We start from the raw sequence: 13,808 nt of genomic DNA on the forward strand, positions 1-13,808 counted from the left end.
GGTGGACCGGTGGCCGCGTGGCCGACCCGGCACGCGATCAGCGGCGCTGGGCGGGTTCGGCCGCCGGGGCGCCCACCAACGCCCATTCCTGTGGGGTCGTGACCATCGTGACGTCCACCCGGCCGCTCGGGCTCGTGATCGAGATCCGTTGGGGTGACACCGAATCCTGCTCGAGGATCACCGTGGCCGCGGGATGGCGGGTGGCCGCGGCCGGGTCCGGGGCGACGATCATCGTGCCTGCGGACGGGCCGGGGGCGGGCGGACCGACCGGGGCATGATCGTCGTACACCTCGACCCGCTGCGCGGGGGTGACCGGCGACTGTTCGGCAAAGGCGAGTCGGTGTGGGTCGCCGACGGATGCGACCAGGGTGCGCCACCGGCGGTGGTCGGCGGTACGGATCGCCACCGGGACCCCGATGGCCACCGCGCGGGCGACGGTCTGCATCGCGAACGCCACCGTCCCGATCACCACCACCGTCCCGACGTCGGGTCCGTTGAGTCGTACCGACACCGCACGGCCGGCCGCATCGGCGCCGACGAGTTGCCCGCAGCCCGCCGCGGGCATGCGGACCCGCTGCAGGAGCCGGTGGGCGGCGGGGCCGTCGACGCCCGGCAGATGCCGGTCGAGACGGGCCGGTGATGCGACCGGCAATCCGGCGTTGAGCGCGTCGAGTTGCCGACCCGGCAACGGGCGCAGCCGGTTCCCCGGGATGATCGACGGGACGGTGACGCCCGTGGCCGGGCCGTTCAGGTGATCGAGCCGTACCAGTGCGGCCACCCGGAGCCGGCCCTCGGCGGACCGGGTCAGACGGGTGATGACGGTGGCCGACGGTACCGTCGAGGTCCAGGCCCCGGCGAGTACCGCCTCCAGTGCAGCCGGATCGACGGCGAACATCCGCGATTGCCGCGACCCCACCGCCAGACGGTCCCAGTTCTCGACGACATCTCCGGGCTCGGTGCCGTCGAGGAGTCGTCGTGTGGCGGTGGTGATCTCACCTGCGGTCAGCGGCGTCGCCGACAGCCCGTGCGCCGACAGGCGGCGGGCCACCCGGGTGGTGGTGATGGTGGCCGCGCGCAGCGCCCCGACCGCGCCGCCACCGCGTCGTGCGACGGCGTCCGGGCAGTCCCGCGGATCGAGCCGCAGGATCACCAGCACGCTGCGATGGGCGGTTGCGGGCAGTGGCCCGAGCAACTGCCGGTAGGTCTGGGCGAGTCCGCCGTTCCCGCCGACGGCGTGGGCGGCCGAGACGACGTCGACGCTCCGTAGGGGGATGTCGAACGGGTCGAGGCACCCGGCGAGCACATCGAGTGGAATCGACTGTCCCCGTGCTGATTCGGTGACCGCAGCGTGCGGTGTCAGGAACACCGGCGCGGTGCCCCGGGGACTCACCCGCAGAACCGTGATCAGGGTGTCGCCCGCCCACCGGGCACCGATGACCGGACCGATGCCCGAACCGGTGCCCGAACCGGTGCGTGGTGAACGGCCCGGTACCGGACGGGTGTCGGTGGGGATGTCGAACGGGGCGGGCACAGTCGCCGGCGGTCGGTGCAGACGCGAGGCGGTGAAGGCGACGCGCCGGCCCAGCCGGCCGAGCAGCGAACCGCGGTCGGACCACCGGATCAGGGTCAGTGCCGCGATCGCGGCGATCAGCGGTGCGGCCACCCCGATCGGTGACCTCAGCATCACCCCGACGGTCAATCCGGCGCCGAGCAGCACCTCGATCACGACGAGGGTGGCGAGCCCGGGGGTGGCCGCACGGCGCCGTGCGGTCGGCCGGAGACGGCCGGTGGGGCCGGGACCGCCCGCACGGCGGTCGCCGGGACCGGTGCCGCGGGTGCGGCCGTCGTCGGTGTCGTCTGTGACAGGCGCGTCGGTCGAGCGCTCGTCTGTGATGCCGATCGTCACGGTCCCCCCGTATCGTCGTCGCCGGCAGCGCATCCGGGGACGTCAACGGCCCCCGGCGGATGCGATGTATCGGTTAGGCTACCCCTGCACTGCCGCTGATCACCGTCGATCGCGGGGTGTGGGGAATTCTCGTCTGTTGGGGAACCGCCGGGGGCTGCGCTGCGTCTGATGTGGTGACCGGCGTGGGTTCGGTGCCGGCCGATCGCGCCGGATGGGGAGGGGGTGGCGGTGGCACGTCAGCTGACGACGCGTGCACAGGTCAACGGGTATCGATTCCTGTTGCGGCGTCTCGAGCATGCACTCGTCCGTCGGGACGTCCGGATGCTGCACGATCCGATGCGCGGACAGGCGCGCGGGCTGATGATCGGTGCGGTGCTGGCCGTGCTGGTCCTCGCCGGTTGCGGGATCTGGGGGCTCGTGCGCCCGCAGGGATCGGTCGGCGACTCGACGATCCTGGTGGGCAAGGGCAGCGGCGGGCTCTATGTCCTGCTCGACGGCACCCTGCATCCGGCGATGAATCTCGCGTCGGCGCGGCTGGTGACGGGCACTGCCGCCCAACCGAATTCGGTGAGCGATGCCAAGCTCGCGAAGTATCCGCGTGGACCGTTGCTCGGGATCCCGGGCGCACCGGGCGCGCTGCCCGGTTCGGCACATCCCGGCCAGTCGGTGTGGACGGTCTGCGACCGGTCGGCCGGTGACGCCGCGGCCGCCCCGGTGGAGTTGACCGTGATCGGCGAGCGACCGGAGACCGGCGATCCGATCGCGGAGGCCGGTCCCGACGACGCCGTCCTCGTGACCGACGGCGCGGCAACGTTTCTGGTGTACACCGTGCCGCGCGGACAACACCGGACGCCGGTGCGCGCCGAGGTCGACACCGACGACGTCGCGGTGATGCGCGCACTGGGGCTGGAAGATCACCGCGCCCGGGCGATCAGTCGCGGACTGCTCAACACCTTTCCGGAGGTCGATCCGCTCGCGGTACCGGTGATCGACCGGGTCGGGACCCCGTCGGCGCTCCCGGTGCCCGGCGTGCGGGTGGGGTCGGTGATCCGCACCGTCGGGATCGACGACGCCACAACGTTCTTCGTGGTCCTGCCGGACGGCGTGCAAGAAGTCGGGGAGGTGGCCGCCGAGATGCTGCGGCTGGCCGGACGCGACGACGCCGAACGCGTGGTGACCGTGGCGCCGGCGGACCTCACGTCGGTGCCGCGCACCCAGGCGCTGCCGGTCGGTGAGTTCCCGGCGCACCCACCGCATCTGGTGGGGTCGGGTGAGTCGTCGACGGTCTGCTCGGTGTGGTCGCGGACCGGAGGCGGAGATCTTTCCGGGGCCCGGCCTCCGGCCGAGACCGCGCTGCTCGTCGGGACGGGGTTGCCGCTGGCGCCGGGTGCCCGGCCGGTGCGGGTCAGTGCGGCCGACGGCGCCGGCCCGGGTGTCGACCAGGTGTATCTCCGGCCGGGATCGGGGGAGTATCTGCAGGTGACCGGCGACGAGGCCGAGAGTGCGCGTGCGGAATCGCTGTTCTACCTGAGTGATTCGGGAGTGCGTTTCGGAATCCCGGACACCGGGACGGCGCAGGTGCTCGGCCTCGGCGACTCACCGCATGCCGCGCCGTGGTCGGTGGTGTCGCTGCTCGTGGCCGGGCCCACCCTGAGCCGGCACGCGGCGCTGGTGTCGCATGACGGCATCGGTGCCGACCCCGACGGACAGATGATCGCGCCACCCGACGAGTGAGGAGTGCCGGGTGGCGCGGCCGGTGGGGGCGTTCTGGCCGGGTGTGCTCGTGAACCGTCCGGGGTCAGGAGGTGAGCGGGCCGCCCAGGATGTTGCCGACGATCCCGCGGAGGATGTTGGTCCCGTCCTCGCCCTGGAGTTCGGCGTACCAGGCGGCGGTCTTCTCCGGGTCCTTGCCGTGGGTGACGTCGCAGCGCTTGCGGGCACGGAGCACGAGCTCGCCGGCACGCTCGGTGCGGGCGGCCGCGTAGGCCGCCAGCGCGGCGTGGACGTCGTCGGGATGATCCTGGACGGCGAACTGCAGCGCGACCGCGTCCTCCATCGCCGAGCATCCGCCCTGGCCGATGTCGGGGGTGGTGTTGTGGGCGGCGTCGCCGAGGACCGCGACCCGACCCTTGACCCAGGTGTGGAACGGGTCGAGGTCGAGGATCTCGACGCGGTTGGTGGTGGACGGGTCGAGTGCGGCGATCAGTTTCTGCACACCGGGTGCCCAGTCGGCGAACTCCTCGGCGAGGACCGCACCGGCGGTTCCCCGCTCGAACGGCTCGCCCTCGGGCATCGGGACGTCGAAGAAGAAGTAGAAGCGGTCTCCGGCGACCGGCATCACCGACACCCGGCGGTGGTCGCCGACGTAGGTGGTCCATTCGGTGGCCGGACCGATCGCCGGATCGATCGGGACGAGGCCGTTGAAGTTGACGTAGCCGGCGTAGCGCCGGGTGACCGGTCCGCCCAGGACGTACTCGCGGGTGAGTGACTTCGCGCCGTCGGCGCCGATCACCAGGTCGGCGGTGGCGGTGGTGCCGTCGGCGAATTCGACTGTGGCGTGGTCGGGTCCGTCGGTCACCGACACCATCTTCTTGCCGAAGTGGATGTCGTCGATGCCGTATGCGTTCATCAGCATGAGCTGCAGTTCGGCGCGGGCCACCGGGTACGGGCGCTGGCCCACCTCGTCGATCAGCGGCTGCATCGAGAAGCGACACAATGTGTCTCCGGTGTGCGCGTCGACGTAACTCATGGTGTCGACGATGCCGCCCAGTGCGGCGACCTCCTTCTCGAGGCCGAGATGGTTGAGGCACTTGACGCCATTCGACCAGACCGAGATCGCGGCACCGACCGGCTTGTTCTCGGTCACCTGCTCGTAGACCTCGACGTCGACGCCGATCTGCTTGAGTGCGATTGCCGCGGAGAGCCCGCCCATCCCGGCGCCCACGATGACAGCCTTCACGTAAACATTCCTTCCCGCTGAGTTCAACTCAGGCTAGGACGGATCCGGACATCGTGCGCGGCGAGGGCGGGCGTGGGGACGGTGGTGGCGCACACACTGGTGCGCCCAGGGGCCCACGCCGGTGTGGCATTCAGCGGTCGGCGGCACCCGCGGCGAGGGTACGGACCATCCGCTCCCACTGATCACCGATGACGGCGATGTCGAGACCGACGACGTTGACCAGGTGGGAGACCGCCGACGCGCCGATCGGGGCCTGGACGGCGATCGCCGCGGCTTCGATCTGATCGGCAAAACCCATCTGCCGCAACAGGATCTGCACATGCACGGTGGAGGCGCGCCAGACCGGGTGGGTCATGAACTCGCCGCTGTCGGCACCTGCCTCGAGCAGGATGTCGAGGTGGTCGGCGGTGAGTTTGAGGCGTTCGCGACCGTAGGCGACGAGGCGTTCGAGCGGTGGTGCGCCGGGGCCGAGGGGCTCGGGGCCGGAGAGAAAGGCCTGCTGCAGCTCCGACTCGGAGTGGTCGAGCAGGGCGTGCATCAGACCGCTGCGGCTACCGAACCGGCGGAACACCGTGCCCTTGCCCACTCCGGCGGCGGCGGCCACGGCGTCCATCGTGACCGCGGCGGCGCCGTGGGTGTCGATGAGCTGCTTGGCGGCGGCGAGCAGGAGCCGACGGTTGCGCGCGGCGTCGGCGCGTTCGCCCTCACCGTTGCCACTGATCCGCAGGGGGATGGCATTGCGCTGTTCGTCGGACACGTGACTTACCTAACTCTGAGCCGGGGTGGGAAATATTCGGACCGTGGTCCGGTTTATTTTATCAGTTCGTTCATCGACAACAGGAGGAACATCGTGACCGATTCGACCGTGGACGTCGTGGCTCTCGTGGGCAGTCTTCGTCAGGCTTCGATCAACCGCCGCCTCGCGCAGGCCGCCGCAGACAATGCTCCCGAGGGTGTGACGGTGACCCTGGTCGAGGGTCTGGAGAAGCTCCCCTTCTACAGCGAGGACATCGACGGTGGGGGCGCCGACGGGGCTCCGGAGACCGTCGCCGCACTGCGTGAGCGCGTCGGTGCCGCCGACGCCGTGCTGATCTTCACCCCCGAGTACAACGGTTCCACCCCGGCCGTCCTGAAGAACGCCATCGACTGGCTCTCGCGGCCGTACGGAACCGGCGCCATCAAGGACAAGCCGGTCGGCGTGGTGAGTGCGGCCCTGGGGCAGTACGCGGGCACCTGGTCGCGCGAGGACACCCGCAAGTCGGTGGGTATCGCCGGCGGCCGCGTGGTGGAGGACATCGATTTCGGTCTGCGGACCGCCGAGATCGCCGACGGTGCGCTGCCCACCGAGGTCGTCGACGGCGTCCGTTCTGCGGTGTCGGTGCTGGCCTCACAGGTGGCCGTCGGAGTGTGACGACAACCCGGTCGCCATCGGTGTGACCGAACCCTCACGAACTGACATCCCGGCGTTTCCCGGTGTGGTCGGAGACGACACGCCGAGACACGCCGGGATTTGTGATTCTGCACCCCCGCGACCTGCGAGTTTCATGAATGTGATTCACAAGTTCTAGTGGTTTGGGCAAACGTCGGCCACTAGGTGTAGTGTTCTGAGCACCGGCAGGACCGAGGGGGAGCGAGACTCCGCCGGGTCGGTGGAGGAGGGTCTGGGGGTGACCTGGATCACGTTCTTCACGCTGGGAAATCGGTCGCCGAGCACGTCCGACGACCCGAGAACAGACGGCGACGTCCTCTCGAACGCGACGTTCGCCCGGCCCGATATCCGACACCCAGACAAGCCAGTACAGACCGCCAGTGCGGCACCGTTGATCATCCCGCGACCACAGGAGCGTTACCGATGGCCATCACCGTCTACACCAAGCCCGCATGCGTCCAGTGCAATGCCACCTACAAGGCCCTCGACAAGGCCGGTCTGTCCTACGAGGTCGTCGACATCAGCATGGACGACGACGCCCGCGACTACGTGATGGCGCTCGGCTACCTGCAGGCCCCGGTCGTGGTCTCCGGTGACGACCACTGGTCCGGTTTCCGCCCGGATCGCATCAAGGCACTCGCCACCGCCGCTGCCTGAACATCTCAACCGTCGCACCCCGTCGAGGCGAGGGATCGGTCCGGAGGGGAAGTCGGGACCGATCCGGCAGACGTCGAGGACGACGACCCGTATACGCGTAGCGAGAACAGCTGATTTCGGCAGGTGATTGAGATGGTGACGGCACCACTGGTCGTCTACTTCTCCTCGGTGTCGGAGAACACGCACCGATTCGTCCAGAAGCTCGGTCTCCGATCGAGCCGCATCCCGCTGGTGGACCGCGAGGGGTCCTTCGAGGTCGATGAACCCTATGTCCTGATCTGCCCGACCTACGGCGGCGGCAAGTCGTCGGCGGCGGTCGGTGGAGGCTTTGTGCCGAAGCAGGTCATCAAGTTCCTGAACAATCGGCACAACCGCGGGCTGATCCGTGCCGTGATCGCGGCGGGGAACACCAACTTCGGCGAGGAATACTGTCTCGCCGGTGACATCGTGTCCCGCAAGTGCGCCGTGCCCTACCTCTACCGATTCGAGTTGATGGGTACCGAACACGACGTCACCCGGGTCCGGGACGGTCTCGCCGAGTTCGCCGACAGTCCCGCATTCGACGATCCCGACTCGGTCCGGTTCGGTGATCGCGATGCCGCGGCACCGAGCGGCGGCCGATCTGTCGGACACCCGGCGTAACGTCGGTCTTCGGAACCGTCCGCACGTCGTCCGAACGACATACGCCCTGATCCCGCCAAACATCTCAGTTCCATCGAGCACAGGAGAAGTCTTCGTGTCGCCCACCGCCTCCGTTTCCGACGTGACCACCGATTCGACCACCTCGGCCAGCAAGTCGGGCGTGCACGTGAGTCCGGCGGGCCACGATCCGAGCGATCTCGACTATCACGCGCTCAACGCGATGCTGAACCTGTACGACCGGGACGGCAACATCCAGTTCGAGAAGGACCGCGAGGCGGCGCGGCAGTACTTCCTGCAGCACGTCAACCAGAACACGGTGTTCTTCCACGACCTCGACGAGAAGCTCGACTACCTCGTCGAGGAGAACTACTACGAGCCCGAGGTGCTCGCCAAGTACGACCGGGAGTTCGTCAAGCTGCTCTTCGGGCACGCCTACGCCAAGAAGTTCCGGTTCCCGACCTTCCTGGGCGCGTTCAAGTACTACACCAGCTACACACTGAAGACCTTCGACGGCAAGCGGTACCTCGAGCGCTTCGAGGACCGGGTCTGCATGGTGGCGCTGACGCTGGCCGACGGCGACACCGCACTCGCCCGCAATCTCGTCGACGAGATCATGTCGGGCCGGTTCCAGCCGGCCACCCCCACCTTCCTCAACTCGGGCAAGAAGCAGCGCGGCGAGCCGGTCAGCTGCTTCCTGCTGCGCATCGAGGACAACATGGAGTCGATCGGCCGGTCCATCAACTCGGCACTGCAGCTGTCCAAGCGCGGTGGCGGAGTTGCCTTGTTGCTCAGCAACATCCGTGAGCACGGTGCCCCGATCAAGAAGATCGAGAACCAGAGCTCGGGTGTCATCCCGATCATGAAGCTGCTCGAGGACTCGTTCTCCTACGCCAACCAGCTCGGTGCGCGTCAGGGCGCCGGTGCGGTGTACCTGCACGCCCATCACCCCGACATCTACCGCTTCCTCGACACCAAGCGGGAGAATGCCGACGAGAAGATCCGCATCAAGACGCTGAGCCTGGGTGTGGTGATCCCGGACATCACCTTCGCGCTGGCCAAGGCCAACGACGACATGTACCTGTTCTCCCCGTACGACGTCGAGCGCGTCTACGGGGTGCCGTTCGCCGACATCAACGTGACCGAGAAGTATCACGAGATGGTGGAGGACAGGCGGATTCGCAAGACCAAGATCAAGGCCCGCGAGTTCTTCCAGACCCTCGCCGAGCTGCAGTTCGAGTCGGGCTACCCGTACATCATGTTCGAGGACACGGTGAACCGGGCCAACCCGGTCGCCGGGAAGATCACCCACTCCAACCTGTGCTCGGAGATCCTGCAGGTCTCCACCGCGTCGGAGTTCAACGACGATCTGTCCTACTCCCATGTGGGCAAGGACATCTCGTGCAACCTGGGATCGCTCAACATCGCCAAGACGATGGACTCGCCCGACATGGGCCAGACCATCGAGACCGCCATCCGCGGCCTGACCGCGGTGAGCGACCAGACCGACATCACCTCGGTGCCGTCCATCGAGCGGGGCAACAACGAGTCCCACGCCATCGGCCTCGGTCAGATGAACCTGCACGGATACCTTGCGCGCGAACGGATCTACTACGGCAGCGACGAGGGCGTCGACTTCACCAACATCTACTTCTACACGGTGCTCTACCACTGCCTGCGCGCATCGAACACCATCGCGCGCGAGCGGGGCACCGCCTTCGCCGGGTTCGCCGACTCGACGTACGCCTCCGGTGAGTTCTTCGACCGCTACACCGATCAGGAGTGGGTGCCGGCCACCGAGCGGGTGCGAGAGCTGTTCACGCAGGCCGGGATCCACATCCCGACCCAGGACGACTGGCGTGCGCTGAAGGCCGACGTGCAGCGTGACGGCATCTACAACCAGAACCTGCAGGCCGTACCGCCGACCGGCTCGATCAGCTACATCAACCACTCGACGAGCTCGATCCACCCGGTCGCGGCGAAGATCGAGATCCGCAAGGAAGGCAAGATCGGTCGCGTCTACTACCCGGCGCCGTACATGACCAACGACAACCTGGACTACTACCAGGACGCGTACGAGATCGGGTACGAGAAGGTCATCGACACCTATGCCGCGGCCACCCAGCACGTCGATCAGGGACTGAGTCTGACGCTGTTCTTCAAGGACACCGCCACCACCCGCGACGTCAACAAGGCGCAGATCTACGCATGGCGCAAGGGCATCAAGACGCTCTACTACATCCGCCTGCGGCAGATGGCGCTCGAGGGCACCGAGGTCGAGGGCTGCGTGTCCTGCATGCTGTGAGCAGGTGATGGGCATGCGATTCTCACAGACCGACAACACTTTCCGAATCAGCGAACGAGTAGGGGAAGACCGATGACATCCACCGAGAGCCATAGTCCGGCCGACGGTGCGCCGATCAAGCTGGTGAGCCGGGTCTCGGCGATCAACTGGAACCGCGTCCCCGACGAGAAGGACGCCGAGGTCTGGGATCGCCTGACCGGGAACTTCTGGCTGCCGGAGAAGGTGCCGGTGTCCAACGACATCCCGTCGTGGGGCACCCTGACCGAGTACGAGAAGCAGCTCACCATGCGGGTCTTCACCGGCCTGACGCTGCTCGACACCATCCAGGGCACCGTCGGTGCGGTGTCGCTGATCCCCGATGCGGTCACCCCGCACGAGGAGGCGGTGCTCACCAACATCGCGTTCATGGAGTCGGTGCACGCCAAGAGCTACAGCTCGATCTTCTCCACCCTGTGCTCCACCAAGGAGATCGACGAGGCATTCCGCTGGTCGGAGGAGAACGAGAACCTCCAGCGCAAGGCGCGCATTGTCATGGACTACTACCGTGGCGACGACCCGCTCAAGCGCAAGGTGGCCTCGACGCTCCTCGAATCGTTCCTGTTCTACTCGGGCTTCTACCTGCCGATGTACTGGTCGAGCCGCGCCAAGCTCACCAACACCGCCGACCTGATCCGCCTGATCATCCGTGACGAGGCGGTGCACGGCTACTACATCGGGTACAAGTACCAGCGCGCACTCGAGACCCAGTCGCCCGAGCGCCGGCAGGAACTCAAGGACTACACCTTCGAGTTGCTCTTCGAGCTCTACGACAACGAGTCCGACTACACCGAGGCCCTCTACGACGAGGTCGGCCTGACCGAGGACGTCAAGAAGTTCCTGCGGTACAACGCCAACAAGGCGCTGATGAACCTCGGATACGAGGCGATGTTCCCGAAGGACGAGACCGACGTGAACCCGGCGATCCTGTCGGCACTCTCGCCCAACGCCGACGAGAACCACGACTTCTTCTCCGGCTCGGGCAGCTCGTATGTGATCGGCAAGGCCGTCAACACCGAAGACGAGGACTGGGACTTCTAGTCACCAGACGACAGATGAGAGGCGGCCGGTGGGGATCACCCCACCGGCCGCCTCTCATCTGTCGGCAACACCGTCGGGAATGATCGCGACAACCGTGACCAACGACGACAACGGTGACCAACAGCGACGGACGGCGCGTCAGCACCGGCCGCGGGGCAGCAGGGCCAGATTCTGGTTCAGCCACCGCGCGACGCGGTCGAGGGTTGCGGTTCCCTCGCCCATCGTCTGGCCGGTCACATAGCTGCTCATGGCCACCGCGGTGCGCTGCCCGTCGGCGTGGGTGATCAGCCCGATCTGCCGGACCTCCTCGCCGCCGTCGTCGCTCGGACCCCAACCGCCCTTGACCGCAGTGGATTTCGGGCCGCGCATCACCTCCACACCCCATTGCTGGACGCCTGCGACCTGCCCCATGTACCGCACCACCTGGGCGCTGTCCGCGAGGCAGGGGAGTCCGGCGGTGAACTGGGCCGAACCGGTCAACGGCCAGACGGTCAACCCGAAGGTCTCGTCGGGCTGGGTGATCGTGACGACCTCGGTGGTGTCGTCACCGCCGTCACGCAGGACCGCGGTCACCTTCTTGCGTGCTTCGGTCGGCGAACCCAGGGACTTGCGGAGCCGAAGGGCGGCGGAGTTGTCGGAGTTGATGATCGCGCTCTCCACCAGCTCGCCGATCTCCGCGTCGTCGTCGGCGGCGTTGCGGTGCGCGGCGATCGCCAACGGGACCTTGATCGTCGACCACGCCACCCGTGCCGGGGTCTGGCTGCCGAGGGCGATGGTGGCGGAGCCGCCGACCGGGACCAGAACCACACCCACCCCCGGGCCGAAACCCTGGCGGCGGAATCCGTTGGCCAGCTTCGCCGCCGCCGGTGTCACCGGCTGGTCGTCGAGTCGCAGGGACGAGGATGCGGCGGCAACCGGTGTCGGCGCCGTGGATTGCGCGATGGGGGCGGGCTCGTCGGCGGTCGACGAACATCCGGCCGTGGTCGCGAGGGCGACGGTGGCCGCGATCGTCGCGACCGTGCGACCGACACCGGCCGATTCAAGGAACTTCACGGTTCTCCCGACTGGAGTCGACCCGATGGGTGGGGTGGATTCGGTTCGGCCGGAAGGGATTCGCACCGGCCGGGGTGGATGCGGCGATCAGTAGACGTAGACGACGGCCTGGTTGCCGCCGCGGCAGGCGATGATCCCGGCGTACGGGTCACACGACATCGCGTACCACTTCCGTTGTTGCGGAGCCCATCCGTTCACCACACGTGCCGAACCGAGTGGCCCGCCGGACACGTAGGCGTCGCGGACGTTGATCGCGAACTCGCAGCCGGTCCACTGGGGGTAGCCGGTCCCCACACCCGGGGCGCATTGCTGGTTGTCCGGCGGGGGTGCCGCCGGAACATAGGTGGGTGTGGAGGTGATCGTGGTGAGCGGTGGCGCCGTCACGGTCCCGGTCTGCTGGTCGGCAACCGGTTGGTCGAGGGTCTGGGTCGCCGCGGTCGCGTCGTCGTCGGAACTGCCGAGGGAGTCGGCGAGCACCCAGCCGCCCACCCCGAGAATGCCCACCACGAGCACGCCGAGCAGGGTCGCCAGGACGATCACCGCGGTGCTGCGTCCCCCGGATGCCGGCGGCGGCGACCATGGCGGGTAACCGCCCTGCGGGTATCCGGCGGGCGGTATCCCGGCGGCAACCGGACCCGTCGGCACGCGCGGCGGTGGGACCTGGTGGGGCGCCGAGTGGCCGGCGGCGAGATGTCCGGCGACCTCGGTGACCTGGTGGGCGGGGAGCGGATGCGGACGGATCAGCGTCGGGTCGATCGCCGACGGTGCCGGCGGGGAGCCTGCCGTGATGGTCTCGGGCGCGCGCTCGGCGGTGCCGGCCGGTGCGCCGTCGCCGACCGGAACTGCCGGCGTCGGGGGTGCAAGGGTGGGAGGCGCCTTGGACAACGACACCATCGGGTTGTCGGCCCCGGCCCGCGGCCGTTCACCCGACAGCGCGGCCCGGGCGGCAGCGGCGAACTCCAGGGCCGAAGGGCATCGTTGCGCGGGTGTCTTGCACAGTCCCCAGGCCACCACCTCGTCGAGGGCCGGCTCGATCGACGGAACGACCTGGCTCGGGACCGGGACCTCGTCGAAGAGCACGCCACGGGTCACCGCCGACACCGAATCGCCCGGGTAGGGCTGTCGGCCGGTCAGCAGCTCGAACAGCACCGCGGCCAGGCTGTACACGTCCGACACCGAGGTGACCGGCGCGTTCTCGAACTGTTCGGGCGACATGTAGGCGAGCGAGCCGATCGCGGTACCGGTCTTGGTGAGGTGGGCCTCGTTGTCGGCGTGGGCGACCCCGAAGTCGATGAGGTAGGCGAACCCCGAGTCGGTCACCAGGACGTTGTCGGGTTTGATGTCGCGGTGTACCAGACCGGCGGCGTGCGCGGCGTCGAGCGCGGCGGCGACCTGCTCGATCAGGCCGATCGCCGCAGCCGGGTCGAGGCGACCGCGGTCGGTCAGGATGGCCCGCAGGTCGCGTCCGTCGACCAGCCGCATGTCCAGGAACAGGGTGGAGTCGATCTCCCCGTAGTCGTGGATCGGGATGATGTGCGGTTCACCGAGTCGGGCCAGCTTCTGGCATTCACGTCGGAACCGTTCCTGGAAGGACGGGTCCGCGGCGAGGTGGGCCGGGAGCAGCTTCAGTGCGACGTCACGGTCACGGGTCGTGTCGTGGGCGCGATACACCTCGCCCATCCCGCCACGTCCGAGCAGCGATTCGAGCCGATACGGCCCGAACACCTCACCCACCCGGGGAGCGGTCTGTCCCATGTTTCCTCCTCGACGGCAGAGGAACATT

The 13,808-nt window shown here is 68.2% G+C and carries 11 protein-coding genes; 6 read left to right on the forward strand and 5 right to left on the reverse strand.

Annotated features, from left to right (window positions below; all coding sequences use genetic code 11):
- Nucleotides 1–37: 37 nt before the first annotated feature.
- Nucleotides 38–1,906: a type VII secretion protein EccE gene (gene eccE / locus Q9K23_RS21385; protein ID WP_305950271.1), complete on the reverse strand. Its 1,869-nt coding sequence runs from the start codon at nt 1,904–1,906 to the stop codon at nt 38–40.
- A gap of 228 nt (nt 1,907–2,134) precedes the next feature.
- Between eccE and eccB the strand changes: the two genes are divergently transcribed.
- Complete coding sequence (eccB, locus tag Q9K23_RS21390; protein WP_053778675.1) at nt 2,135–3,640, forward strand: type VII secretion protein EccB; 1,506 nt, start codon at nt 2,135–2,137, stop codon at nt 3,638–3,640.
- Between the two features lie 64 nt (nt 3,641–3,704).
- On the opposite strand, the gene hpxO is transcribed toward eccB, so the two are convergent.
- A complete protein-coding gene (hpxO, locus tag Q9K23_RS21395) occupies nt 3,705–4,865 on the reverse strand; it encodes an FAD-dependent urate hydroxylase HpxO (RefSeq protein ID WP_053778658.1) in 1,161 nt (386 codons plus the stop codon).
- A 130-nt stretch (nt 4,866–4,995) separates the two neighbouring features.
- Nucleotides 4,996–5,622 (reverse strand): TetR/AcrR family transcriptional regulator, encoded by a 627-nt coding sequence (locus Q9K23_RS21400; RefSeq protein WP_053778657.1) that lies wholly within the window; start codon nt 5,620–5,622, stop codon nt 4,996–4,998.
- Nucleotides 5,623–5,715: 93 nt separating this feature from the next.
- Between Q9K23_RS21400 and Q9K23_RS21405 the strand changes: the two genes are divergently transcribed.
- The 5 genes from Q9K23_RS21405 to nrdF all read left to right on the forward strand — a co-directional run bounded on the left by Q9K23_RS21405 (nt 5,716) and on the right by nrdF (nt 10,972).
- The gene (locus Q9K23_RS21405) at nt 5,716–6,276 is read left to right on the forward strand and encodes an NAD(P)H-dependent oxidoreductase (protein ID WP_053778656.1); all 561 of its coding nucleotides are present in this window, start codon (nt 5,716–5,718) and stop codon (nt 6,274–6,276) included.
- 441 nt (nt 6,277–6,717) lie between these two features.
- Nucleotides 6,718–6,951 (forward strand): glutaredoxin-like protein NrdH, encoded by a 234-nt coding sequence (nrdH, locus tag Q9K23_RS21410; RefSeq protein ID WP_020791814.1) that lies wholly within the window; start codon nt 6,718–6,720, stop codon nt 6,949–6,951.
- Nucleotides 6,952–7,083: 132 nt separating this feature from the next.
- A complete protein-coding gene (nrdI, locus tag Q9K23_RS21415) occupies nt 7,084–7,593 on the forward strand; it encodes a class Ib ribonucleoside-diphosphate reductase assembly flavoprotein NrdI (RefSeq protein ID WP_020791810.1) in 510 nt (169 codons plus the stop codon).
- Nucleotides 7,594–7,687: 94 nt separating this feature from the next.
- Nucleotides 7,688–9,895, forward strand: coding sequence for a class 1b ribonucleoside-diphosphate reductase subunit alpha (gene nrdE, locus Q9K23_RS21420; RefSeq protein WP_053778655.1), 2,208 nt, complete (start codon nt 7,688–7,690; stop codon nt 9,893–9,895).
- A 72-nt stretch (nt 9,896–9,967) separates the two neighbouring features.
- The gene (gene nrdF / locus Q9K23_RS21425) at nt 9,968–10,972 is read left to right on the forward strand and encodes a class 1b ribonucleoside-diphosphate reductase subunit beta (RefSeq protein ID WP_053778654.1); all 1,005 of its coding nucleotides are present in this window, start codon (nt 9,968–9,970) and stop codon (nt 10,970–10,972) included.
- A gap of 138 nt (nt 10,973–11,110) precedes the next feature.
- Here the strand turns inward: nrdF and Q9K23_RS21430 are convergent, their stop codons facing one another.
- Both Q9K23_RS21430 and Q9K23_RS21435 read right to left on the reverse strand, forming a co-directional pair.
- Complete coding sequence (locus Q9K23_RS21430) at nt 11,111–12,025, reverse strand: hypothetical protein (RefSeq protein ID WP_261978107.1); 915 nt, start codon at nt 12,023–12,025, stop codon at nt 11,111–11,113.
- Between the two features lie 87 nt (nt 12,026–12,112).
- Nucleotides 12,113–13,780 (reverse strand): serine/threonine-protein kinase, encoded by a 1,668-nt coding sequence (locus Q9K23_RS21435; RefSeq protein ID WP_305950272.1) that lies wholly within the window; start codon nt 13,778–13,780, stop codon nt 12,113–12,115.
- Nucleotides 13,781–13,808: the final 28 nt, after the last annotated feature.

Origin of the sequence: Gordonia sp. NB41Y (assembly GCF_030718915.1) — a bacterium.
GTDB classification, from domain to species: domain Bacteria; phylum Actinomycetota; class Actinomycetes; order Mycobacteriales; family Mycobacteriaceae; genus Gordonia; species Gordonia desulfuricans.